Here is a 24,438-nt window from a genome sequence, read left to right on the forward strand (position 1 = left end):
GAAAGATCGTCGGCAGCGTCAGATGTGGATAAGAGACAGGGGTGGGAATGACGCGTCAGCGCGGGACGCGGACACGGCGCTGACGCGTCATGGGAGGACGCGGGGCCTACAGGTGGAAGTGACCGGCGGCCTCCGGCTGGTAGGGCACGGCGATGATGCGCAGGCGGCGGGTGCGGCCCTGGGGGAGGGGCCACTCCACGGTCTGGCCCACGGACAGGCCCAGGAGGGCGCTGCCCACGGGGGCGAGGATGGAGATGCGGCCGGCGTCGCTGTTGGCGTCCTTGGGATAGACGAGCGTGACTTCGCGCGTCTCGCCGGCCTCTTCGTCTTCATAGACGACGGTGCTGTTCATGGTGACGACGTCGCGGGGAATGGTGCTGGAGGACGTGACGACGGCGCGGGCGAGCTCGGACTCCAGTTGCTCCACGAGCTCGGCGTTGCGAGCGTTGCCGTATTGTTCGACGACGCGCTCCAGGCGCTGCAGGTCGGTGTCGGTGACAATGAGGGAGTGGTCGTGGGTCATGGCGGTTGCCTCCTGTGGGAAGGGGGATGGGGACGGCATGCACACCTGGAAAGGTGGGCGTGCGTGGCGCGAAGGTTCAGTGGGGGTGGAGCGGACGCCGTCCGTCGTGAGCTACGCGAGACGGGCGGCGTGGGTGACAAGCCAGGCGGTGGCTCGGCCGTGCGCGGGCAGCGTCCGGCGCACGGAAATCCGGCGCGGAGCACGCTGCAGGCAGGCTGTGAGCGAAACCGTCATCTGACGAGGAACCCGGGGGTTGCGACTGCGGTGAAGTGCTGAATGTAGCCGTGTGCGCCCTGATTGCAACCGAGCCTCGGAAACAAGCGGCCTGGCGGACAGTCGCCGTGACGCACGGAGGCGCGGAAATCAGCGGAGCGGGGACACGTCCTTGAACTGAACACCCGTGGCGCCAATCGATTCCAGCGCGAGCTTGATGTCCTCGGGGATGACGAGGACCACTTCCCAGTGCAGGGGCCGGAAGACCCTCGCGCTACCGAGCCGTGTGGTGTCGATGCGCATGCCCCAGACGGAGAGATAGGTTCCTACCTTCTCCGTCAGCCCATTCTTGGGCGTCCAGTACCGCGCTTCCTCCGAAGCCTCATCGTCGATGCAGTTCACGCGACGAATGGCGTTCAAGATGAAGAAGTCATCGGACTGTCCCTCGATGTTCACGGGGAAGAGCTGGATGTCGTTCGGAGCCAACCGCTCGAAGATGGCGGCGACCCGGGAGGTGACCACCGGCGTGCCGAATGCCGCATGGGAGTAGTCAAGCGTATTGCCTGGAATCTCCACCGGGACCCGCAGGCTTCCTTCCCACGAGCTTGGTCGACCCATCCTGAACTGCCAGGAGTCCTCAAGGTCCCGCCCCTGGGCGTCCTGTGGATGCCCCAGTTCCCAGCGGCCCTCAATGTACACGTCATCAGCGAGTTCGAAATATCGCAAGGACATGGGTCGGGTTCCTGCACTCACTCCGTGCGGGTCACCAGCTTGTTGAGGAAACTGCCCTTCTGGACGATTTCACTCGCCAGAACGCGCAGCGCACCTTTCAACGCCTCTCGGCATTGGTCGATGGTTTTGCAGGTCGACGTTACCTGTTCAAGTCGCTGATGGACTCTTTCATGGTACTCGCGAGGATGCGGACCTCGATGGCCGGGAACGTCCACCTGGTTCTCGGGATCGTTCAGTGACATCCCGCCCTTGTCGAAGATCCGCTGGTAGCGCGGAGTCCACGGGCCACCGTTCGCGGTGGACGTGCTGAACTTGTCCGAGGCGATATGGTGCTTGGGTCCTGGCACCTCCACAGGCCCACCGGTCGCCACCGCGCCCGGCGCCAGGGTGAGCAGGATGTCCCCCGTCGTGGACATGGCCACGGACTCCACCTGAGAGACCGCGCCCAGTCGGAAGCCGCCCTCCGCCACGCCCACGAGTGACGCCTGCGCCGAACCGGGCAGCTTGGGCAGCTTCGCGGCCAGCGTCTCCGCCGTACTGCCCAACGCCGCCGTGGCCAGCATGACGAAGGCCCGCGCGGCGTTCTCACCCAGCACCTCGCCGTACTGCTCCCCCGCGTCCCGAAGCTCGTCGAAGGTCGTGGCCTCCACCACCGCCTCCGAGAGCCGCATCCATCCCTGGATGAGGCTCCACACCGTGTCGACGCCCAGGTACGCGATGAGCACCGCCGTCATCGTCGCCGCGACGCCCTTCGACACCGGCTCGGGCAACAGCCACAATCCCAGATACAGGGCGCCGGTCGTGACGATCATGGAGAGCACCGCCCCGCGATCCGTCATCCCGCGCAGTGCGTCCTCCGTCTCGTCCCACACCGAGTCCAACGCGATGGAGAAGGCCAGCGTGCGCTTGCCGTCCTCATCCAACGTAGACCCGCGCTCCAGCAGGTGGAGACAATCGCCAGTGAGCGCCTTGCGTTTGCACCATCGGCCATACGCCGCCGCCAGCTCCACCTCCGGTGCATCGTTGAGTCGGAGGTGTCCGCGCCCAGGCTCCTGCACGGAGATGAGTCCCAGGTGCCCACGCACGTGAGCGTAGGGGCGTGACGGAAGCGAAGCTGCCAGCAGCCGGCGGGCCGCCTCCATGGGGTACGAGGAAACAGGCGCGGTGCGTGCGAGCCCCGCGACCGCGGACACGAAGGCGTCTTCGTCCAGCGCCACGGGCCGGACGCCCCGCTGTGGCGTGTGGACACGGGTGGGTTCTCGACCCGCACTGAGCCGCACGGTCCGGGACGCCGCACAGCCGGTCCCTACGAACAGCATCCACGCGATGACGGCTGCGTGCGTCATCCGGACAGTGACACTGGATCCGAGCGACCGGTGCGGTTTACCCGGGACGTGGGCCTGCGGCATGGGTGAGTGAAGTCTATCTCGAGCCTCTCCCTCGCCTTACTGAATTGGCCGCACACTGCGGACGGCGCGGCTTCGGTCTCCGTCACCAGGGCCCAGCCCTCGCGTGACAGGCCAATACCCTGCCCCGCCCACAAGGCGGCGCTGCCCACGGGCGAGGATGAAGATGCGGCCCGAGTCGCTGTTGACGTCCTTGGATAGACGAGCGTCACCTCACGCGTCTTATCGGCCACATACGGAGACCCGGAGCGAAGCACGCTGCAGGCAAGCTGTGAACGACACCCTCATCTCACGAGGGACCCGGGGGCTGCGGCTGAGGTGAAGCGCTGGATGCAGCTGCGTCCTCCCTGATTGCAACCGAGCCGCGGGAAACGGGTGGCATGGCGGACAGTCGCCGTGACGCACGGAGGCGCGGACTTCAGCGGAGCGGGGACACGTCCTTGAATTGCACGCCCGTGGCACCGATGGATTCGAGCGCGAGCTTGATGTCCTCGGAGACGATGAGCGCGATGAGCCAGCCCCAAGTGCGGAAGACCTTCGCGTCCCCCGTCCTGGCAGGGTCGATGCGCAGCCGATGAACCGCTTGATAGGTGCCGACCCGCTCGGGCCGTCCATCCTCCGGCGTCCAATAGCGCACCTCGCCCGAAGCGGTGTCGTCGATGCACTTCACGACGCGCACAACGTTGACGAGGAAGTACGGGTCCGGGGCGCCCTCCAACGTGACCGGGAACAACTCCACGTCCCCCGGAGCCAGTCGGGACAGAACCTCCGCGACCCGTTGGGAAACGATAGGGACAGCACCCGCGTCCGCGAGCGAGAAGTCGAGCGCCCTTCCCCGCGCATAGGACGGAACGCGCAGCGCGCCCTCCACCTGCGCGGGAGTTCCCTGCATGAACAGCCACGAGCCGTGGTCCTGCCCCTGGGCATCCACGGGCGTTCCAAGCTCCCAGCGGCCGGGCAGTGTCACGTCGTCCGTGAGCTTGAAGTACCGGGGCGTCACGCGGGCATCCTGCCTCATCCACCACTCCGGGTGACCAGCTTGTTGAGCCAGGTGTTCTCCGTCGCGAGTTCCTTCGCGAGGATCCGCAGCGCCTGCGTCAGGTCGACCCGGCACTGCTGAATCGTCCGGCATGTGCTGGTCGCGAGCCTCAACCGTTCAAAGACCTCCGCGTGGTACTCCTGCGGATGCGGCCCCCTGTGCCCCGGAACATGAACCTGGTTCTCCGGGTCGTTCAGGGACATCCCGCCCTTGTCGAAGAGTTGTTGATAGCGAGGCGTCCACGGGCCTCCGTTCGCGGTGGACGTGCTGAACTTGTCGGAAGCGATGTGGTGCTTCGGCCCCGGCACGTCCACGGGCCCGCCGGTCGCTACCACGCCCGGCGCCAGGGTGATCAGGATGTCACCCGTCGCGGACACGGCGACGGACTCCACCTGCGCGACCGCCCCCAGCCGGAAGCCGCCCTCCGCCACGCCCACGAGTGACGCCTGCGCCGAACCGGGCAGCGTGGGCACCTTCGCGGCAAGCGTCTCCGCAGTACTGCCCAGCGCCGCCGTGGCCAGCATGACGAAGGCCCGCGCGGCGTTCTGGCCCATCACCTCGCCGTACTGCTCCCCTGCGTCCCGAAGCTCATCGAAGGTCGTGGCCTCCGCCACGGCGTCCGCGAGCCGCATCCATCCCTGGATGAGGCTCCACACCGTGTCGACGCCCAAATAGGCGATGAGCACCGCCGTCATCGTCGCGGCGACGCCCTTCGACACGGGCTCCGGCAACAGCCACAAGCCCAGGTACAAGGCGCCAGTCGTGACGATCATGGAGAGCACCGCTCCGCGATCCGTCATGCCCCGTAGCGCGTCCTCCGTCTCGTCCCACACCGAGTCCAACGCGATGGAGAAGGCCAGCGTGCGCTTGCCGTCCTCATCCAGCGTGGCCCCTCGCTCCAACAGGTGGAGACAATCGCCATCGAGCGCCTTGCGCTTGCACCACCGGCCATACGCCGCCGCCAGCTCCGTCTCTGGAGCATCACTGAGCCGGAGGTGTCCGCGCCCAGGCTCCTGCACGGAGACGAGCCCCAGGTGTCCACGCACGTGGGCATAGGGACGTGACGGAAGCGAAGCCGCCAGCAGCCGGCGGGCCGCCTCCATGGGGTACGAGGAAACAGGCGCGGCGCGTGCGAGCCCCGAGACCGCGGACACGAAGGCGTCTTCGTCCAGCGCCACGGGCCGGACGTCCCGCTGCGGCGTGTGGACACGGGTGGGTCCTCGGCCCGTACCGAGCCGCACGTTTCGGGACGCCGCACAGCCGGTCCCCACGAGCAGCATCCACGCGATGACGGCCGCGTGCGTCATCCGGACAGTGGCACTGGATCCGAGCGACCGGTGCGGTTTACCCGGGACGTGGGGCTGTGGCATGGGTGAAGAGAGTCTACCCGCCATGAAACGCCGCCCCGAGTTCGACAGCCTGCGCGGAGTGCTGCTCGTCCTGATGACGCTGACGCACCTGCCCACCCGGCTGAGTGTCATCGGCAATCAGCCGTTCGGCTTCGTGTCCGCCGCCGAGGGCTTCGTGTTCCTCTCCGCGTTCCTCGTGGGCGTGGTGCACGCGAAGAAGCTGGGGACCTCGAGCCCCGTGGCGATGTTCAAGAGCCTCTGGAGCCGCGCCCTCAAGGTGTACGGCTACCACGTCGCCCTGCTCTCTTTCGCGTTCACCATCATCGCCACGCTGGGCGTCGCCGCGCGCAGGCCCGCCATCCACAACCTGCTCGGGTTCTTCCATCAGGACCCGTTCACCGCCCTGTGGAGCAGCCTGTTCCTCCTCTACTGTCCCCCGCTGCTCGACATCCTTCCGCTCTATGTCGTGCTGCTGCTGCTCACTCCCGCCGTGCTGCTCGGTGCGCGCAAGGAGGGCTGGTCCCGGGTGCTGGGGCTGAGCGCCCTCATCTGGGTCTGGGCGCAGGTGGGCCTCAAGCGCGCCCTGTATGACCTGCTCGTCGCCATCCCCGTGCTGCCGTGGCCGCCGTTGAGCATCGACCTGTCGGGCGCGTTCGACCTGTTCGCGTGGCAGTTCCTCTGGGTGCTCGGGGTGTGGATGGGCGTGGCCCGCGCCACCGCGCCGGAGCAGCGCGAGCCCGTGTCGCGCCGGCTCCTCACGGGCGCCATCGTCGTCAGCCTGGGGTTCTTCGTCGTGCGCCACCTCGACGTGGACCTGGGCGCCGCGGGGGTGCTGTTCGACAAGTGGTCGCTCGCGCCGCTGCGGCTCGTGAACTTCCTGGCCGTGGCGCTGCTGGCGAGTTGGCTCGCGCCCCGCCTGTTCCAATGGCTGCGCCCCAAGGTACTGGAGGCGCTGGGACAGGCGTCGCTGCCCGTGTTCGCCGTGCACGTGGTGCTGTGCCTGCTCAGCCTGTCGCTGCTGGACGAGAACGAGGACCCGCTGGACTACTGGGATGAAGTCGCGGTCCTCGTGGCCACGTTCTGCAGCATGTACTTCGTGGCGCTGCGCCAGCGCATCGCGGGCCGGAGCGTGGGCCCGCCGTCAACGTCCTGAGTCAGCCGCGCACGGCGGCCAGCGCGGCGTCGGTCTCCACCACCAGGGCACGCACCAGGTCCGCCGCGGGGCCCTCTCGCGAGAGGCCAATGCCCTGCCCCGCCCACAGGGCCATGAAGCGCGTGTCGTTCTGCTTCGACGACGCGGCCCGCAGCGTGCGCGTGGCTCCGTGCTGCTGCGGGAACGGCAGGATGGCTCCGGCCTCCTCCAGCGTGGTCGTCAGCTCGTTGGGAATCGCGCGGGCCGGGCGGCCGGAGAAGGCGCGGGTGATGCGTGACGATTCATCCCGGGCCTCGCGCAACAGCGCCTTGTGGGCCGCCGCCGCGCTGGACTCCTGGCACCGCAGGAACGCCGTGCCCAGCTGCACGGCCGCCGCGCCCAGCATCCGGGCCGCCGCGATGCCGCGTCCATCCATGATGCCGCCGCTGGCGATGACCGGCACCCGCACGGCGTCCACCATCTGAGGCACGAGCGCCATCGTGCCCACCATGCCCGCCTCGAACGAACCGCCGAAGGAGCCCCGGTGGCCTCCCGCCTCCGACCCCTGCGCGACAATCGCATCCACGCCCGCGGCCTCCAGGGCCTGGGCCTCGCGCACGTTCGTCGCCGTGCCCACGACAAGGATGCCGCGCGACCGGAACGCTTCCAGCACTGGCGCGGGCGGAATGCCGAAGGTGAAGCTGAACACCGTGGGCGCCGCGTCGAGCACGGCCTCCACCTGCTTCGCGAAGTCCGGCATCGCCGCCGCCGGAATCACGGGAGGAGGCAACCCCAGTGCCACATGGAAGCGCTCGATGATGGCGAGCGTGGGCGCCGGGTCCGCGGGAGCCACCGCGGGCTGGGGAGCGAAGAGGTTGATGGCATAGGGCCGAGAGGTGAGTGAGCGCACCGCGCGGGCCTGCTGGACGATGTCCTCCGGCTGCACGTACGCGGCGCCCAGCGAGCCCAGGCCTCCTGCCTCCGACACCGCCGCGACCAGCTCCGGCGGCGTCAGGCCCCCTGCCATCGGAGCCTGGATGATCGAATGCACCACCCCAAGCCGCTCCGAGAACCTACGCCACGCCTGCGGATCCATCATGGCCCCACCTCCCGTGACTCACGTCGGACAGCATTAACAACCCGAGTTCACGCGGGGACGCCATGCGCCCCAAAGGCATCAGTCCTGCTTTCACGGTCCATGCCAGGCACGGAGCGTTTCGTCCGCCTCTCCCGCCCGAACTGGCAAAACCTGTCCGACTGTCGGACAGGTTTCCGCCGCGCGGTCCCGGCCTGTCCGACGGTCCGACAGGTGTCCGTTGTCCGAACCTGTCCGACTGTCGGACAGGTTTTCGCGGTCCGCCTCCGGCGGGGGCCCGCTGGGTTCTCACCTTCTCATTCGCAGTCGTAGTTCGGCGCGGGCGCCCCGGGCTCCAACACGACGGGTGCAGGACCGCCATCCCGCGCCACGGCCTCCCCACAATCCAGCGCCGCGTCCTTCGCCAGGTGCCGGTACAGGACACACGACGCGCGCTCCACGAAGAACGCCTGCTTCGGCCAGTCCGGTCCTCGCGAGGCCAGGATGGCCACCGCATACCGTCCTCCGTCCGGCAACGTCACCAGCCCCACTTCATTGAGCACGTTGTAGCGCGCGTCATCTCCACAGCATCCCGGCGGCAGCCACCCGCCCTTGTGTTGGAGCGACGCGCGGGCGCTCGCGGGCAGGCGCGTTCCCAGCCAGCCGCCGCAGCCGTCCCGAGGCGTCAGTTCCATCCACTTCAGCAGCCGCGCCGTGGGCTCCGGCTCCAACAACTCCCGGCGGTCCAACCGCGCCAGGAACGACACCATGTCGTCCGCGCAGAAGTAGTTGTCCCGCCCCATCACGCGCGGAGAGTTCGTCGCCCAGCGCTCCCGGCCGTAGTTCCACTTCGTCAGCGCCGTGTGCTCCAGGCCCAGGCCGCGAAGATAGACATTGATGGCATCCGGGCCGCCCACCAGGTCGATGACCTCGCCGGATGCTTCGTTGTCCGACGTGCGGAACACCTTCTCCGCGAGCGGTGCCACCGTCGCCAGGTCCCGCTGTCCCAACGCCGCCGCCACCCAGAACACCTTCGCGGAGCTGGCGGAGATGTGCGGCTCCAGGCCGGAGACGCTCGCCGTCTCCCCCGTGCGCAGGTCCATCACCGCGAGCGACAGGTCCGTCCCGGGCGACAGGCGCGTGGCCTCGCCCGCCAGCGACTCCACCACCACCTTCAGGGACTCACGTGGAGCGCCCGGCTCCGGCTTCGTCGCGCAACCACCCATCGCCAGGAACCCTGCCCAGAGCAGCACCGTCCGCATCCGCGACTCCCTTCAGTGAATCAGCCGGTGCACCTGCTCCAGCATCAGCGCCGTCACCAGCCCGCAGTACGTCCCCAGCACATACCCCAGCACCGCGAGCAGCACGCCCACCGGCGCGAGCGCGGGATGGAACGCCGCCGCCACCACCGACGCGGAGGCCGTGCCGCCCACGTTCGCCTGCGACCCCACGGCCGCGAAGAACACCGGTGCCTTCAGCCAACGGCGCGTGCCCATCGTCACCGCCGCGTGGATGCACATCCACAGCGCTCCCACCGCCACCAGCGCGGGCGCATCCCACAGACGCCGGAACTCCGCCTGCGCGCCAATCGTCGCCACCAGCAGGTACAGGAACAGCGAACCCATCCGGCTCGCCCCCGCGCCCTCCAGCCTGCGCACCGGCGTGAACGACAGCACCACGCCCACCGTCGTCACCAGCAGCACCACCCACGTGAAGCCCGTCACCACGTTGCCCAGGTCCGGCAGCATCTTCGCCAGCGCCGTGCACACCACCGTCACGCCGAACGCCACCGCCAGCATCGAGAGCAGGTCGGACAAACTCGCGGGCCGGGCGGACGCCGCCTGGATGCGCGCGGACTCCTCGCGCACATGGTCCAGCGCGGTCCGGTCCGCGCCGATGCTCGCGTCCATCGCCTTCTCACGCCCGGCGAAGGACAGCAGCACCGCTGTCCACACGTTGGACACGCCCACGTCCACCACCACCAGCATGCTCAACGTGCTGTCCAGCGCGCCCACGCTCTGGCCAATCGCCACGAAGTTCGCGCTGCCTCCAATCCACGACCCGCTGAGCGCCGCCAATCCCTTCCACGCCTGGTCCCCCAGCTCCGCCGGCACCAGCCACCCCAACGCCAGATACGCGAGCGGCCCGCCCACCATGATGCCCAGCGAGCCCGCCAGGAACACGCCCACCGCGTTGCGCCCCAGCCGCGCGATGGCGGGCAGGTCCACCGACAGCACCAGCAACACCAGGCTCGCGGGCAGCAGGTATACGCGCGTGAAGCGGTACAGCTCCGACTGCGTGGGGATGACGCCCGTGTTCGACAGCAGCGTCGGCACGAAGTACGCGAACACCAGCAGCGGCACGACGTTGAAGAACCGCGCCACCGCCGGGTAGCGCTGCAACGCATACAATCCCGCCAGCACCGCGAGCAGCACGGCGAGCACCGCCATGGGGTCCTGGATGAGCGGTGGCGTCACCGGGGCTCCACGCCCAGGCCCGCGCCCGCTCCCAACTGGATGCGGCCCTGCACCACCGGATGCGCGCGGTACGGGTCCTCCGCGAGCAGCAGGTTGCCGTCCAGGTCCACCCAGTCCACCAGCGGCGCCAGGTGCGCGCCCGCCGCGATGCCCAGCCCCGTCTCCACCATGCAGCCCAGCATCACCTTCAGGCCGCACGCGCGCGCCGTCTCGATGATGCGCAATGCCTCACGGATGCCGCCGCTCTTCTGGAGCTTCACGTTGATGCCGTGGAAGCCCTCCGCCAGCTTCGGCACGTCCGACGCCTTCGTCAGCGACTCGTCCGCCACCAGCGGCAACGGCGAGCGAGCGCGCAGCCACTTCGCGCCCTCCACATCCGCCGCGGGCAGCGGCTGCTCCACCAGCTCCACGCCCTGCGTGGACAACCACTGGATGTGCGCCAGCGCCTCGTCCGGCTTCCACGCCTCGTTCGCGTCCACGCGGATGGTCTGCCCCGTGAGCGCGCGCACCGTGCCGAACACCTCCTGCACGCGGTCCGCGCCCAGCTTCACCTTCAGCACCGGGAAGTCCGCCGCCTCGCGCACCTTCACGGCCAGCGTCTCCGGCACGTCGATGCCAATGGACATGGACGTCACCGGCTGCCGCGTCGGGTCCACGCCCAGCATCCGGTACAGCGGCACGCCCATCACCTTGCCCGCCCAGTCATGCAGCGCCAGGTCCACCGCCGCCTTCGCCGCGGGGTTGTCCGGCAGCGCCGCGTCCACGGCCTCGGACACGTCGCGGAAGTGGCGCAGGTCGCGTCCCTCCAGCACTGGGGCCAACTTGTGGAGTGCCGCCTCCACCGTCTCCCACGACTCGCCGTAGCGCACGTTCGGAGCGGCCTCGCCGTACCCCACGTGGCCTTCCGAGCGCACCTCCACGAACACGTTGCGCTTCACCGTGCTCGTGCCCCGGGCGATGGTCCAGGCGTGACGCAGCGGCAGTTCCACGGTGCGAAAGCTCAACGGCGAGGCCATGGCGGAATCCCTCCAGGGCCCTTCCCTTAACACGGCACTCCTTGCAAACACCGCTTCCGTTGCCTTCCCAGGCCGGAAGGGGCGAGCCTCTCCACCATGCGTCTCCTGCCCCTCGTCATCGCATTGTTCGCGCTGGGTCCAAGCCACGCCGCGTCATCCCGTCCCGCGCCGAAGGACGAACTGAGGACGCTGCTCGCGGAGCTCATCGCCGCGGACACCTCCAATCCGCCCGGCAACGAGACGGCCGCGGCCCAGGTGGCGGCGAAGTGGCTGCGCGAAGCCGGCATCGAAGCGGAGCTCATCGAGCCCTCGCCCGGGCGCGGCAACCTGCTGGTGCGCTTGAAGGGCAGCGGCAAGGGCCGGCCGGTGCTCGTACTCGCGCACCTGGACACGGTGCCCGCCGTGAAGACCGAGTGGGTCACCGACCCGTGGACACTCACGGAGAAGGACGGCCTGCTCTACGGACGCGGCATGCAGGACAACAAGGGCATGGCCGCAGCGAGCATCCTCGCGCTGCGCCGGCTGAAGCAGGAGGGCGGCACGCGCTCGCGCGACATCCTGCTGTACCTGGGCGCGGATGAAGAGGTGGGCTCCGGACAGGGACTGGACTGGATGATGGAGCACCGCCCGGAGCTCAAGGAGGCGGAGTTCGCGCTCAACGAGGGCGGCCTCACAGAGCTGTCGCCGGACCGCAAGGAGGTGCGCTTCGTGGCGCTCCAGGCCGCGGAGCGCGTGTCCCGCAACGTGACGCTCAAGGCCACCGGCCCCGGAGGTCACTCCTCCGCGCCGCCCGTGGACGCGGGGCCCCTGGTGCGGGTGGCCGCGGCGGTGGCGCGCGTGGGCGCCCTCACCTTCCCCGCGCATCTGACGCCCGCCGCCAGGCTCCACGTGCAGGGCCGCGCCCAGGCGACTCCCGGCGAGCTGGGCGAAGCGTTGCGCCGCATCGCCGCATCGCCGGACGCGCCGCCCGAGGACGCAGTGACGACCGTGGCCCGGTTGGACCCCGCGCTGGGCGCCGTGCTGCGCACCACCTGCGTGCCCACGGTGTTCAAGGCGGGCACGAAGTCCAACGTCATTCCCGCCACCGCCGAGGCCACCGTGAACTGCCGCCTGCTGCCGGACGCGGATCCGAAGGCCGTGCGCGAGCGCATCGTCGCCGCGGTGAATGACAAGGACATCCAGGTGGAGATGGACGTATCGCCGCCGGACTCGCCCATGTCGCCCGTGGGGGACAACGCCATGTTCCGCGCGGTGAAGGCCGCCGCGGCGAAGGTGTGGCCAAAGGCGCCGGTGATTCCCCGCATGTCCACCGGCACCACCGAGTCCGCCACGCTGCGCCGCGCGGGCATCCACGCCTATGGCATCGACCTCTTCGCTCTCACTCCGGACGACGCACGCACCGCGCACGCACCCAACGAGCGCGTCCCGGTGACGTCACTCCAGCCCGGCGCGGAGTTCGTCTACCTCACGCTGAAGCACCTGACGCGCTGAACGCACCGGCACCACCTCATCACGGGCCCTCGCATCACATCCGGCTCTTGCTCAGGGGGCATGCGTGAACCCCAGCAGGACCGTGGTGGCTCTCCGGCTGGGTGAGCCACCGTCACGGAGCCTCGCGGGCAGCCAGGCTATTTGCGCGTGAGCTCTTCGATTCGGCGGATGACCGCCGCTCGCGTCTGGCTTGAGACCGTGCGGTGCTCGAGCATGTCCGACATCCACAACCCGTCGATCGCCAGACGGCAGAGCGTGAGCTCCGCCGACTCTTGCTCCTGAGGGCTGAGTTGCTCCTCCCGCGCCTCGTCCCAGATGGAGCTCCAGAGCTCCCGGACCTCCGGGTCGAAGAGCATGAGCCCGATGAGCGAGCGCATGACGCGGGCCTCGTCGTCATCAGGGGAAGCGGCGACCGTCACCCGGAGATACGCGCGGGTTCCCCTGCCGTTGGCGTCCGGATCCTTCGCCATCTCGGCGGCGACGGCCCCGGCGAAGCGCTGGGTCACGTCGTCGAACAGCGCATCGAGCAGGATGGGCTTGCTCTGGAAATGCTGCAGTAGGTCTTCCTTTGGGACACCTGCCCGCCCCGCGATGGCATCGAGCGTCACTGCCTGAAGCCCCTGAGCCAGGATGAGGTCCGCGGCCGCCCGAAGAAGCTTCTCGCGGGTCACGTCAGGCTCCTTGTTCCTCGACTCGGTCATCGCCATCACCTCTCGCGACAGGAACGCCGCCGCCCGTCTTTCCCAGTTAATCACGAGTAACGTCGGAATAGGCTCGGAGTCTCATCCGACCTTCCCGTGTCAGGGGGATGCGATGGGACCCGGAAGGTATTGCTGGAGCCAGACCTTCTCGAGCCCCCAGGTGAACAGCATCCAATGGGAGGAGTGGCCGCTGAAGCCCTCCGCCTCGATGGGACGGGTGACGGTGATGATGCGCGTGCCAGGGGCGCAGGTGCGCAGGTGGGTGACGAGCCGGGCCTTCGTCTCCGGGCTGAACGCCACCCAGTTGCAGAAGATGTGGGTCGCGTCACCCAGGGGCTCGCGGGTCATGTCGCCCACGGTGAGCGTGATGCCCGCCGGCTGAAGCCACGGCGCCACGCGTGCCACGTGGTCCGAAATCAGCTCCACGCCATGCGCCTCGGCGCCCCACCAGCGCGCGGCGAGCAGCACGCGTCCGCGCCCCGCGCCCAGGTCCACCACCCGGCTGCCGCGCCCCACGCCCGCCCTCTTGAGGAACCACAACGCCGTCACCAGCGGCGTCTCGCCGTACATCAACTCGCGGAATGACTGTCCCGTGGTCTGGAGCGCCCGCGTCATCTCGAAGGTGCGTCGCCAACGAAAGGGCGTCCACAAGATGCGCTGCCACCACAACCCGAAGTACGGCTTCAGGAGCCGGGGGCGGAGGAGCAACAGCAGCAGGTCGGTGACGCGCAGCACGACCGCGATGACGATGCCTTGCATCTGGAGCGACAGCCGCTCGAAGAACGGCAGCTCGAACTCGCCCATCGTGTCGTCGCGGCGCGGTGGGGGCGAGGGAGGAGGAGCGGGTTCCGTCATGCCGCGCGGAGGCTGTCCGGATTCGGGACGCCACGCAATGGCTGCGCGTCGGACCGGGACGCGCTGGGAGGCCGTTCCCCGTGCCGGCCTCCCCCACCCGCATCGACCTCACCTCGAAGCTGCCGAGCGGAGCGTCACAGCAGCTTCTTCGCCGCCTTGGCCAGGGCCTTGTCCGCGGCCAGCGCGGGCACCTCCATGAGCCGCTGGGCGATGTGCTTGCCCACCGCCGTACTCGACGCCGCCACCTTCAGGTACACGGCCGCGCGAGCCAGCAGGTCCGGATGTTCGAGGGACGCCTTGAGACGGGCCTCCAGCGCCCTGGCCAGGTCGGTGGGCTGGAAGTTCTCGAAGACGCTCCGGAACGCCTTCCGCTCCAGCTCCTCCGGGCGCCGCTCGGCCAGGTCCAGCGCTGGCTGCAGCAGGGCCAGCCCCAGCGAGCGCATGGCCTCCGCGACGACGCCGGGCTTCCACCCGTCCACGAACGCCAGCAGCAGGGCCTCCGCGCCGCGCACGTCGCCCAGCATGCCCAGCGCGTACACGGCGTGCTTCGCCTCCACGTCGTCGTGGCCTCGGCCCTGCACCATCAGGATGAACCGGTCGAGGACCTCCGCGTCCCCCATCCGGGCCAGCGCCTCCGCCGCCTCGCGCCGCACCTCGCGCGCCGGGTCCCCGTGCAGCACCTGGCGCAGCACGGGCATGGCCACCGTGCCCAGGTCCGCCAGCATGGCCACGGCCGCCCCGCGCGCGTCCTTCGTCGTCTCGGACAGCGCCGCCTGCATCAGCGGCACCGCCTTCTCCTTGCGGCGCCGCGAGAGTTCCACCACCGCCGCCTCGCCCGTCTCCCGGGCCTGAACGTCCTCCAGCGTCTCCTTCGCGAACAGGCGCAGGCCCATGTCATGGCCCTTGCGCGTCACCGCATCCAATTCGCGCCGCGCCTGCACTCCGCCCATCGCACCCAGCACGCGGAGGGCGGTGCGGCGCACCATGCGGCTGTGGTGCTCACCGAGCGCGCTCCGCACGGAGCCCAGCGCGTTCTCGCCCAGCGCCGCCACCGTCCGCGCCACGAAGGCGCTCGCCGCGCCGTCGCTCCACGTCGGGTAGAACTCCCTCGCCAGGACGTCCGGCCCAAGGCTCGCGTAGTAGCGCGCCGCGTGCGCCGCCGCCTCGTAGCGCGTCAGCTCCCCGCGAGCCCGGCGCACCATGGCCTCGCCCGGGGTCAGCACCTCCTCCGGCTTCTGCACGTGGATGCTCGGGTGAGTGGGCACGGACTCCAACTGGGACAGGTCCACCTGCACCGCGCCCGACAGCCGCACCAGCGCGATGCCCAGCACCTGGTACACCTTGATGAAGTCGTCCAGCCGCTCCGCCGGATCCGCCCGCTGCGCCAGCGCCTCCAGCAGCGCGCCCGGCTTCTCCAGCCCCAGCTCCTTCAGCCGGGACACCAGCGGCTCCACCGTGCGAGGGCTCACCGCCGACAGGCCGCTGGCGAACGCGTCCGCCAGCTCGTCGCGAACCTCCGCCAGCGCGATGGCCGCCCGCGACGCACCCGCCGCCCGAGCCGCGTCCGCCCAGCCGCTGCGGGGCAGCGCATTCGGCGCGGCCGGGGCCCGCACGCGTCCGCGACGGCGGGGCGACACGGGCACGTCCTCCGCGCGTCCCAGCGTGCGCAGGTCCAGCCCTTCCGGCGTCCGCACCACCACGGCCGAGGGGAACAGCGTGGGCAGCGCCGCCTCCAGGCCCACATCGCCCAGCACCGCCACGAGCTTCGCGTCCTCCAGCGCGGTGGACAGCGGCTCCTCCAGCGACGGGTCCACGGGCAGGAAGAGTCCGCGTCCCGTGCCATCCACGAACTGCGAGCGGGTCCCGCTGGCGAGCAGCGTCTCCGCGCGCACGGACACCGGCAGCAGGTCCGGCGCGAACACGTCCTTGCGGTGCTCCTGGAAGGCCGTCATCACCGCGCCCACGTCCGGCAGCGCCACCTCCACCAGCCGCTCCAGCGCCGCCCGGTCCACCGACGGCGCGTCCTTCCAAGACTCCAGGTCCAGCCGGTGCGGCGCGAAGCCCGGGTACTGCCCGCCGTGCGCACCCTGGAGCACGGCGCCCGCGTGGCTGTTCTTCGGCGCCACCGTCTTGAGGTTCGCGGGGAGGATCTGCTTCTCGCTGTAGTGCCCGCCCGACACCAGGTCCACGAAGCGGCTCTCACGGACCATGAACCGGTCCGGCGTCACCTTGGAGGAGAACGCGTACTCCACCAGCTTCAGCCCTTCGACGGGCGCGCGGTCCTTCTTCGTCCACGTCTTGCCGATGAGCTCCTCGACGTGGCGGGGCTCCAGCGCATCGCCGCCCAGGTGCTTCTCCACCTTGCGCGCGGTGAGCAGCATGTCCGCCACCAGGTCCGCGTACACCGGCGCCTCGAAGGTCCCCGTGCGAGCCGCCGCCGCGTCCAACAGGCCCGCCAGCTCCACCGCTCGCGCGGACAGCCGCCGCAGGCCGTTGGCCCGGAGCGCTTCACCCAGCGAGCGCACCTGCTCCGGCCGGTCCGCGCCCAGCGACGCCACGCCCGACAGACCCAGCTCGCGCACCAGCGTGGACACCTGCCCCACGCCCGCCTTCATCAGGTCGCCCGTTTCGGCCTTGCCCTTCTTCACGCTCTTCTTCGCACCACCGGAGCCCGCCGGCGCGGCCGGAGCCGCCTCCGCCGTCACGAAGGCCTGCGGGGCCCGGGCCCACGCCACCAGCAGCGCCGCCGCGTGCTTGCAGAAGGGGCGCGAGCGCGCCGCCATGCACGAGCACCGCCCCTTCACGTCCGAGCGCGCCTCGCCGAACACCAGCGACACCTTGTACGGCGTCGCCCCGGAGCCCGCCGCGTCCGCGAAGAGCCGGTTCTCGAAGCGCGACAGGTTGGTGAGCTGCTTGCCGTCGAACAGCTCCGAGCCCTTCTGCAGCTCCGCCTTGTCGCTGATGATCTCCGTCATTGCGCCCATCCCGATGACGGGCCGTACCTCAGCCATGACGCTCCCCCTTCTTGTCGACGGACGCGAGCAGCGGCGCCAGGTCCTGGTTGCGCATCACCCGCTCCACCACGTCCACCAGCTTGCGGGGCGTGCACCCGAAGCACGGAATCCCCAGCGCGGTGAGCTGCTCCGCCATCGCGTGGTCATAGGAAGGCCGCCCGCTGTCCGACAGCGCCAGCAGGCACAGCACCTTGGAGCGTGAATCCACCAACTGCCTCAAGCGGGCCACCAGCTCCTCGGCGTTGCCGCCTTCGTACAGGTCGGTGATGAGGATGAAGAGCGTCTTCTCCGGCCGGCGCACGTAGTGCTCCTGCGCGTACGCCACCGCCCGGTTGATGTCCGTGCCCCCGCCCAGCTGCGCGGAGAAGAGCACCTCCACCGGGTCCGCCAGCACGGGCGTCATGTCGACAATCTCCGTGTCGAACAGCACCAGGCTGGTTTTCAGCACGTCCAGCGACGCGAAGATGGCCGCCATCACGGAGCTGTACACCACGCTCTCCGCCATGGAGCCGGACTGGTCCACCACCAGCGTCACGTCCCACTCGTGGTGACGGCGCTGGTTGGGCCAGAAGTAGAAGCGCTCCGGAATGAGCCGCTTGCGCTCCGCATCCCAGCCCTTCAGGTTGGAGCGGATGGTGCGGCGCCAGTCGATGTTGCGCGCGATGGGGATGGGGCTCGTCCTGTCCCGCCTGAGCGCCCCCATCACCGCCGTGCGCAGCGGGGACTCCAGCTTCTTGCGCAGGTCCTCCACCACTTCCCGGATGATGGCGCGCGCGGTGTCCTTGGCCTGCTCCGGGATGAGCCCCCGGGCGCTCACCAGCGTCGTCACCAGCTCCAGGTTCTTGTCCAGGAAGGGCAGCGTCTCCGGCTCGAAGAGCAGCTGGGTGAGCCCCTTCTTCTCGATGGCGTCCTTCTGCACCAGCGCGATGACGTCGTCCTGGAAGAAGTCGCGCAGCGCGCCCAGCCACTTGGGCAGGTACGGCTTCGAACCGCCGCGCCCGGCCGAGCGCTCGCCGTAGACGAAGGAGAGCGCGTCATCCAGGCCCTCCAGGTCGTCGCCCGTCAGGTCCACCGTGCCCGCCCCAGCGCCCAGCGCGCTCAGGGAAGGGCAGGAGCCCGTCTTCTCCGCCTCCGGGCCCAGCGCCAGCCGCCAGCGCAACAGGGCGTCGCGGTCCTTCGGGTCCAGGTCCTTGGGGTCCACGCTCATAGCAGGTCATCCAGGTCGTCGAGCGCCTTGCCCAGGTCCGCGCTCAGGTCCTTCAGCGTCGCCTTGTCCTTCTCCTCCAGCACCGCCTTCACCGCGCGGCCCTTGTCCTTCAGCTGGCGCACGCCCATCACGTTCTCCATCAGGTAGCGGCGCTCCGTGGCCCCCAGCGCGCCCAGCGCCCGGCGCAGCACCGGCAGCGTCTGCCGGAAGCGCTCCGGCTCCACGCTGGTGAGGAAGTCATCCAGCGCCTTCACCACGTCGCGGCTCTTCACCAGCACCAGCGCGTTCACCTGGAAGAAGCCCTCCAGGTACGCCGCCGCGTCCGCGGGCTCCACCGCCGCCGACAGCCGCCGGCCCACCTCCAGCGCCACGTCCGCCTCCGGCAGCTCGCGAGCCAGGTACAACAGGCCCGTGGCCAGGCCCGACGTCGACGGGTGCACCGCGTGGCTCCCCATCAACCCGCGAGCCTCCGCGAGCCAGCCCTCCTTGTCCGCGCGGGGCTGGGACAGCGCCACCTCGTGCAGCGTGCGCAGCGCCTCCAGCACCGGGGGCACGCCTTCCGGAGCGCAGGCACTGGCCTCGCGCACACGCAGGAGCGCCCGGCCGAAGGTCTTCTCCCCCAGGGCCGCCACCGCCTCGTCGCCCACGTCCGAGTGCGCGCGCGAGGTGCCATAGGCCATCAACCCCGACAGCCCCCGCGCCGCGCTCGCCAGCGACGGCAGGTCCGCGTCCGTGGCCGCGAGCGCGTCACAGGCCTTGAGCGCCTGCGCCACCGTCTGGGAGCAGCCGGTGATGACGGACTCCAGGAGCACGTCCGCCGCCTCGGCCGTCGTCTTCGCCTGCGTCAGCCGCTCCTGGAGCACGCGCGTCGTCACGCCCTCCAGCGAGTCGCCCAACACAATCTTCTCCACCAGCGCCACGTCCGTGGACGGCGTCCACTGCGCCTGCCAGGCCTCGCGCACGCGCGTGAGCGCCGCGTAGCCGCCGGCCTCTGCTTCCGCGCCCTGCTTGCGCGACGAACCCGTCCCGGACAGTGACGCGTACGGGATGCCCGCCACGCGCAGCCGGTGGAGGAACACGGAGGAGCCCACCTCCACCGGGTTGTTGAGCCGCAGCGTGAACGTCTCCGGGCTGTCCGTGCGCGGCAGCCGCCGCTCGCCCACCTCGCGCCAGAACTCCGCCTGGAGCGAGTTCTGCCCGATGCGGCTCGCCACCTGCCCCACTTCGTGGCCGATGACGCTCTTCCACAGGAAGCTGTCCACGTGCGTCGCGTCACCACGGCACAGCGTGGCCACGGTGGCCTCGCGCAGCTCGTCCAGGCCCGGGGCGCTCTTCTCGCGCAGGTCCGACAGCGTCACCGCCAGCCGGTACGCCTCCAGCACGTCCGACAGCGACGCGGAGAAGCCGCGCATCCGCAGGTGCGACGCGAAGTCCAGCAGCACCTCCAGCGTGGCCCGCCGGAAGTCGCAGTTCGCCTCGTGGGCCTTCTGGTAGAAGTGCGGCGCCCGGTTGCCCGCGCCGTACCCCAGCTGCTCCGCCAGACGCGGGAAGCTGTACGGAATCACCGTCACCGCGCACGGCCCGGCCGCGGGCAGCTTCGCCTCCTCCTTCGGATCCACGTCCCCCGCCAGGAACGCCGCGGTGTGCGCCGCGCCCGCCACCACCGCCACCTTCTCCGGCGCCACGCCGCCTGCCACCACCTCCAGCACCTTGCGCGCCATGAAGGCGTCGCGCTGACGGTGGTAGGCCAGCCGGGGCCCCGCGTTGACCACGTCCGCCCAGGCGGTGAGCACCGGCCGGAACTGCTCCGGGCTCCAGTCCGGCGCCTCGAAGGACGCCTCCCAGAACTCCTCGAAGGAGCGGAACCCCTGCGAGCGCGCGAACGCCTCCGTGAGCGGAATGGCTTCATCGGGAACGGGCTCGCTGCCCTCCGGGGCCTCCGTCTCCACGCCTGGCCCGGGCACATGGCGGTCCACCGCGAGGCTGACGCCCACCGGGATGTCGATGAACTCCGCCCGCGCGCCGTTCGCCCGGGCCCACTTCAGCGCTTGGTACTCCGGCGAATACGCAGCGAAGGGCCACAGCGACGAGGACGGGGTGCCATCCGTGCGGTAGCCCAGGATGGCCACGGGCGGCCGGGTCTGCTTGTCGCACAGCACGTCCACCAGCGCCGTCGCGTCGCAGGGCCCCTCCACCAGGACGACGGCGGGCTTCACGCGCTCCAGCCACTTCATGAGCACCGCGGTGGTGCGCGGCGAGTGGTGACGGACCGGGAAGTGCTGCACCCGGGAGAGCAGTGCCAGGTCCATCAGCCCCTCAAGAGCTTCTTGCTCGCGGTGTACAGCTCCTTCCACGGGCCCGTGCGGCTCTTGGCCACCGTCTCCATGTATTCGCGCAGCGCCTTCACGTCGTCCTCCTGCTCCTTCACCACCGCGCCCACCAGCGACGCAGCCAGCTCCTGCGACGTCACCGTCCCGGAGCCGAACTGCTGCGCGAGGATGGAGCTGTTGAACAGCACGCTGATGGCCTCCGCCGTGGACAGCACCGCGCCCGGCGTGCGCACCTTCGTCTTGCCGTCCTTCGTCACGCCCTTGCGCAGCTCGTGGAAGAGCGTCAGCAGCACGCGCGACAGCTCCTCCGGCGGCGGCACGCCCACCTGGTAGTCCGTGCGCAGCTCCGCCTCGCGCTTGGTGACGATCTGGATCTCCTGCTCCAGGTCCTCCACCACCGGCACGGTGACGAAGTTGAAGCGGCGCTTGAGCGCGGCGCTCATCTCGTTGACGCCGCGGTCGCGCGTGTTCGCGGTGGCGATGAGGTTGAAGCCGCGCTGCGCGCTCGTGATCTCCCCCAGCTCCGGCACCGACACCTGCTTCTCCGACAGGATGGAGATGAGCGAGTCTTGAATCTCCGGCGACGTGCGCGTCACCTCTTCAAAGCGGGCGAACTTGCCCGTGCGCATGGCGCGCAGGATGGGCGACGGCACCAGCGCTTCGGGCGTGGGGCCCTGCGCGAGCAGCAGCGCGTAGTTCCACGAGTACTTGATGTGGTCCTCGCTGGTCCCCGCCGTGCCCTGGACGACGAGCGCGGACGTGCCGCTGACCGCCGCGGAGAGGTGCTCAGACAGCCAGCTCTTCGCGGTGCCCGGCTCGCCCACCAGCATCAGCGCGCGGTCCGACGCGAGCGTGGCGATGCACACCTGGATGAGCCCCTTGTCACCTACGTACTTGGGCGTGATGGCCACGCCCCCCACGGGCTTGGGACTGCCCAGGATGTACGTCTCCACGGCGCGAGGCGACAGCGCCCAACCCGGTGGGCGGGGCTTGTCGTCATGCGCGGCGAGGGCGTCCAGCTCGTTCTTGTACTTCGCTTCGGCAGGCAGGCGGATGTCCGGCATGAGCTGCACGCTATCCACTCGGTCTGACATCCGGCAAACGCTTCGGCTGCCTGGCGGGTTGTCTTGAAAGAGGTAGAGCGCGCCACCGGGACGCAGGTGCTCACGCAGCCGTGAAACCTCCACGCGGACGTCGTCCTCCGCGAACAGGATCCGCCCCTCAAGTTTTCGAGTCCTGCTCGGCTTTTCGAGCCCTCCGGCGCGCCCTCCCTCCTGTGAGGAGGTGTTGGCATCCCCATTGCTCAGGGCTCTGGACACACTGCCTGCCCAGGAGCCTCCCTTGAACATCCATCGACTGCGCCGTCTCTTCTCGCGGACCCTGCTCACCTCGCTCGCCATGCCCCTGGTGCTGGCGGGCTGTGGCGGACCGGAGGGCAGCGTGGACCTGACGGGCTACTCGGAGATCGCGTGCACGGACCAGGGCATCGCCATCAGCGACCTGACGCTGACCCCAGAGCCGGACTTCGTGCAACTGCGCTCCTTCGACCCCGACACCCTTGGAGACCAGACGCGCTCCCCCTCTGTCAGCGTGAGTTCCTCTGGCCAGCCCTGCGCGACGGCCACAGACGTCACCGCGTGTGAGACCGCGCTGGAGGACGCGACCGTCACCTCCGGCTTCCACTACAACTGCACGGGCGAATGCCGCCAGCACTTCCTGGTGACGACCCGGGGTGACGAGGTGAAAACGTATTCGTCGCAGGCGGAACTCCAGCAGTTGCTGGGCACCATCGACACGGAACAGGAGGCGGTGCTCCAGGCCTTCGCGTCCAGCTACTCCTTCGTCTGCGGGACCAAGGAGCAGGGGGCGGTGAAGAAGAACGCGGATGGGAGCTTCAATGTCATCGGGACGAATGGCTACGCCTGCGGACCGGGCACGAATCTGACGCAGTACGTGCTGCATGTGACCGCGTCCGGCAAGGTCGAGAAGCTGGAGACGCGCATCCTGGAGGAGGGAGACTCGGTCTGCCCCGACGGCCGGTAGGGCTCCAGGTCGACCTGCGAGCGCGGCGTCCATGTCCTGTCCCCCTCAACTTTCCGAGTCCATCTCGACTTTCCGAGCAACGCGAGATGGGGGCTTCGCCGGGAAGACGCCCTGGCATCCGCATTGCTCAGGGTCCCGGACACACGTCCTTCCCAGGAGCCTTCCTTGAACATCCATCGACTGCGTCGTCTCTTCTCGCGGGCCCTGCACGCCTCGCTCGCCACGCCCCTGGTGCTGGCGGGCTGTGATGGCTCGGAGGGCAGCGTGGACCTGACGGGCTACTCGGAGATCGCTTGCACGGCTCAGGGCCTGTCCGTCAGTGACCTGACGCTGACGCCGGAGCAGGACTTCGTGCAGCTGCGCTACATCAACGCCAACGGAGGCCAGGCGCCCGCCACCTACGTCAACGTGAGCTCCTCCGGCCAGCCCTGCGCGACAGCCACCGACGTCCCCGCGTGCACGACCGCGCTGGAGAGCGCGAACGTCACCACGGGCTTCCACCATGTCTGCATAGACTTCTGCAGCGAGTCCTTCCTGGTGACGACCCGGGGTGACGAGGTGAAGACGCACGCGACGCTGGAGGAGCTCCAGCAGGTGCTGGGCACCATCGACACGGAACAGGAGGCGGTGCTCAAGTCCTTCGCGTCCGACTACTCCCTCCTCTGCGGAGACAAGAAGTATGGCGCGGTGAAGAAGAACGCGGATGGCAGCTTCAACGTCGTCGCGACGAAGGGCTACGCCTGCGGACCGGGCACGGAGCTGACGCAGCACGTGGTGCGCGTCTCCGCTTCCGGCGAGCTCCAGGAGCAGGAGAAGCGCGTCCTGGAGAAGGGAGACCCCAACTGCAACATCGGCCGTCGGCCGGTGGGGCTCCAGGTCGCGGAAGCCTGCGAGAGCCCGGAGGCGCTGGGCCGCTACTTCGCGAACGCGGCGCACCTCGAAGCCGCGTCAGTGCATGCGTTCCTGCGGCTGCGGGATGAACTGGCGATGCACGGCGCGGACGTGGGCCTCCAGGACGCGGCGCGAAGGAGCGCCATGGAGGAGGTCCAGCACGCCCGGGTGACAGAGCGGCTCGCGCACCGCTTCGGAGGCACGCCCCAGCGTCCGGTGGTGGAGGAACTGCCCCCGCGCTCCCTGGTGGACGTGGCGCTGGAGAACGCGGTGGAGGGCTGCGTGCGTGAGACGTACGGCGCACTGCTCGCGCACCACCAGGCGCTGCACGCGCGGGACCTGGAGGTGCGCGAGGCCATGGTCCGCATCGCGGAGGACGAGACGCGGCACGCCGCGCTGTCGTGGGACATCGACCAGTGGGCCCGGCCGCGCCTGTCCGCGGAGGAGCGTGAGACGCTGCGCGAGGCCCAGCGGCGCGCGGTGGCGGCCTTGCGCGAGGACGTCGCGGTGCAGCTCGACGCGAGCGTCATCACGATGGCGGGCATGCCCACGCCGGAGGCGGCCCTGGCGCTGCTAGACACGCTGGAGCAAGACCTCTGGGCTTGAGCCGCCTCTTCTCATGAGTCTCTGAGGCTCTGCTCCGGCGCCTTCCACCGCATGGCCAGTTCCCGGGCCATGCGGAAACGTTCGCGCCAGGACTGCAACTCTGCTTGAGCGGAAGGCCCTTCAGCCGCGGACTCCTTCTCCACGAAGTCACTCAGATCCTTGAGCGTGCGCATGGATTCTCCAAGGGTGAGGCCATGCCTATGACCCACGGAGCGTGATGCCGCACCGCAGGGTCGCGCACGGCGATCTAGCAACCGCGTCTGACATTCCATCCCCTGGACCCGAATCTGTCTGCCCGGCTCGACTTTCCAGGAATCCAACTTGAGCCCACGCATGAG

Annotated in this window: 20 protein-coding genes; 4 read left to right on the forward strand and 16 right to left on the reverse strand. The window is 69.7% G+C overall.

What is annotated here, in order from left to right:
- Nucleotides 1-106: 106 nt before the first annotated feature.
- From rnk to D7V77_RS12290, 5 genes are all read right to left on the reverse strand, one after another.
- Complete coding sequence (rnk, locus tag D7V77_RS12265; RefSeq protein WP_120576460.1) at nt 107-523, reverse strand: nucleoside diphosphate kinase regulator; 417 nt, start codon at nt 521-523, stop codon at nt 107-109.
- A 363-nt stretch (nt 524-886) separates the two neighbouring features.
- Entirely contained in the window at nt 887-1,354 is a 468-nt protein-coding gene (locus D7V77_RS12270; RefSeq protein WP_306770416.1) for a DUF1629 domain-containing protein, read from the reverse strand.
- A 131-nt stretch (nt 1,355-1,485) separates the two neighbouring features.
- Nucleotides 1,486-2,685: an AHH domain-containing protein gene (locus tag D7V77_RS12275; RefSeq protein WP_306770415.1), complete on the reverse strand. Its 1,200-nt coding sequence runs from the start codon at nt 2,683-2,685 to the stop codon at nt 1,486-1,488.
- A 607-nt stretch (nt 2,686-3,292) separates the two neighbouring features.
- Nucleotides 3,293-3,892 carry a DUF1629 domain-containing protein gene (locus D7V77_RS12285; RefSeq protein ID WP_211486776.1) on the reverse strand — a complete coding sequence of 200 codons (600 nt, stop codon included), beginning with the start codon at nt 3,890-3,892 and terminating at the stop codon, nt 3,293-3,295.
- Nucleotides 3,889-5,220: an AHH domain-containing protein gene (locus tag D7V77_RS12290; RefSeq protein ID WP_120576464.1), complete on the reverse strand. Its 1,332-nt coding sequence runs from the start codon at nt 5,218-5,220 to the stop codon at nt 3,889-3,891. The genes D7V77_RS12285 and D7V77_RS12290 overlap by 4 nt, the downstream gene beginning before the upstream one ends.
- 85 nt (nt 5,221-5,305) lie before the next feature.
- On the opposite strand from D7V77_RS12290, the gene opgC reads away from it, so the two are divergent.
- A complete protein-coding gene (gene opgC, locus D7V77_RS12295) occupies nt 5,306-6,415 on the forward strand; it encodes an OpgC domain-containing protein (protein WP_120576465.1) in 1,110 nt (369 codons plus the stop codon).
- Nucleotide 6,416: 1 nt separating this feature from the next.
- Here opgC and D7V77_RS12300 read toward each other — a convergent pair whose 3' ends face one another.
- The 4 genes from D7V77_RS12300 to D7V77_RS12315 all read right to left on the reverse strand — a co-directional run bounded on the left by D7V77_RS12300 (nt 6,417) and on the right by D7V77_RS12315 (nt 10,962).
- Nucleotides 6,417-7,493, reverse strand: coding sequence for a nitronate monooxygenase family protein (locus D7V77_RS12300; RefSeq protein WP_120576466.1), 1,077 nt, complete (start codon nt 7,491-7,493; stop codon nt 6,417-6,419).
- Nucleotides 7,494-7,786: 293 nt separating this feature from the next.
- On the reverse strand, nt 7,787-8,731 hold the full coding sequence (locus tag D7V77_RS12305; RefSeq protein WP_120576467.1) for a serine hydrolase: 945 nt from the start codon (nt 8,729-8,731) through the stop codon (nt 7,787-7,789).
- A 12-nt stretch (nt 8,732-8,743) separates the two neighbouring features.
- Nucleotides 8,744-9,946, reverse strand: coding sequence for a DUF819 domain-containing protein (locus D7V77_RS12310; protein ID WP_233596901.1), 1,203 nt, complete (start codon nt 9,944-9,946; stop codon nt 8,744-8,746).
- Nucleotides 9,943-10,962 (reverse strand): dipeptide epimerase, encoded by a 1,020-nt coding sequence (locus D7V77_RS12315; protein WP_120576468.1) that lies wholly within the window; start codon nt 10,960-10,962, stop codon nt 9,943-9,945. Before D7V77_RS12315 ends, D7V77_RS12310 begins: the two co-directional genes overlap by 4 nt.
- Nucleotides 10,963-11,058: 96 nt before the next feature.
- Between D7V77_RS12315 and D7V77_RS12320 the strand changes: the two genes are divergently transcribed.
- On the forward strand, nt 11,059-12,453 hold the full coding sequence (locus tag D7V77_RS12320) for a M20/M25/M40 family metallo-hydrolase (RefSeq protein ID WP_120576469.1): 1,395 nt from the start codon (nt 11,059-11,061) through the stop codon (nt 12,451-12,453).
- A gap of 137 nt (nt 12,454-12,590) precedes the next feature.
- Here D7V77_RS12320 and D7V77_RS12325 read toward each other — a convergent pair whose 3' ends face one another.
- The 6 genes from D7V77_RS12325 to D7V77_RS12350 form a co-directional block, all read right to left on the reverse strand.
- The gene (locus D7V77_RS12325) at nt 12,591-13,124 is read right to left on the reverse strand and encodes a TetR/AcrR family transcriptional regulator (RefSeq protein ID WP_158624386.1); all 534 of its coding nucleotides are present in this window, start codon (nt 13,122-13,124) and stop codon (nt 12,591-12,593) included.
- Nucleotides 13,125-13,253: 129 nt separating this feature from the next.
- Nucleotides 13,254-14,009, reverse strand: a complete 756-nt coding sequence (locus D7V77_RS12330) for a class I SAM-dependent methyltransferase (RefSeq protein WP_306770414.1) — start codon at nt 14,007-14,009, stop codon at nt 13,254-13,256.
- A 134-nt stretch (nt 14,010-14,143) separates the two neighbouring features.
- Nucleotides 14,144-17,020, reverse strand: coding sequence for a HEAT repeat domain-containing protein (locus tag D7V77_RS12335; protein ID WP_120576472.1), 2,877 nt, complete (start codon nt 17,018-17,020; stop codon nt 14,144-14,146).
- Nucleotides 17,013-18,230: a VWA domain-containing protein gene (locus D7V77_RS12340; RefSeq protein WP_120576473.1), complete on the reverse strand. Its 1,218-nt coding sequence runs from the start codon at nt 18,228-18,230 to the stop codon at nt 17,013-17,015. Before D7V77_RS12340 ends, D7V77_RS12335 begins: the two co-directional genes overlap by 8 nt.
- Nucleotides 18,227-20,539: a DUF5682 family protein gene (locus D7V77_RS12345; RefSeq protein WP_120576474.1), complete on the reverse strand. Its 2,313-nt coding sequence runs from the start codon at nt 20,537-20,539 to the stop codon at nt 18,227-18,229. Before D7V77_RS12345 ends, D7V77_RS12340 begins: the two co-directional genes overlap by 4 nt.
- Nucleotides 20,539-21,624, reverse strand: coding sequence for an AAA family ATPase (locus tag D7V77_RS12350; RefSeq protein ID WP_120576491.1), 1,086 nt, complete (start codon nt 21,622-21,624; stop codon nt 20,539-20,541). Before D7V77_RS12350 ends, D7V77_RS12345 begins: the two co-directional genes overlap by 1 nt.
- A 277-nt stretch (nt 21,625-21,901) precedes the next feature.
- On the opposite strand from D7V77_RS12350, the gene D7V77_RS12355 reads away from it, so the two are divergent.
- Both D7V77_RS12355 and D7V77_RS12360 read left to right on the forward strand, forming a co-directional pair.
- Nucleotides 21,902-22,603, forward strand: a complete 702-nt coding sequence (locus tag D7V77_RS12355) for a hypothetical protein (protein ID WP_120576475.1) — start codon at nt 21,902-21,904, stop codon at nt 22,601-22,603.
- Between the two features lie 165 nt (nt 22,604-22,768).
- Nucleotides 22,769-24,100 carry a ferritin-like domain-containing protein gene (locus D7V77_RS12360; protein WP_120576476.1) on the forward strand — a complete coding sequence of 444 codons (1,332 nt, stop codon included), beginning with the start codon at nt 22,769-22,771 and terminating at the stop codon, nt 24,098-24,100.
- An 11-nt stretch (nt 24,101-24,111) separates the two neighbouring features.
- Here the strand turns inward: D7V77_RS12360 and D7V77_RS43690 are convergent, their stop codons facing one another.
- Nucleotides 24,112-24,273 carry a hypothetical protein gene (locus tag D7V77_RS43690; protein WP_158624387.1) on the reverse strand — a complete coding sequence of 54 codons (162 nt, stop codon included), beginning with the start codon at nt 24,271-24,273 and terminating at the stop codon, nt 24,112-24,114.
- Nucleotides 24,274-24,438: the final 165 nt, after the last annotated feature.

The organism is Corallococcus sp. CA041A, assembly GCF_003612075.1.
Taxonomy (GTDB): Bacteria; Myxococcota; Myxococcia; order Myxococcales; family Myxococcaceae; genus Corallococcus; species Corallococcus exiguus.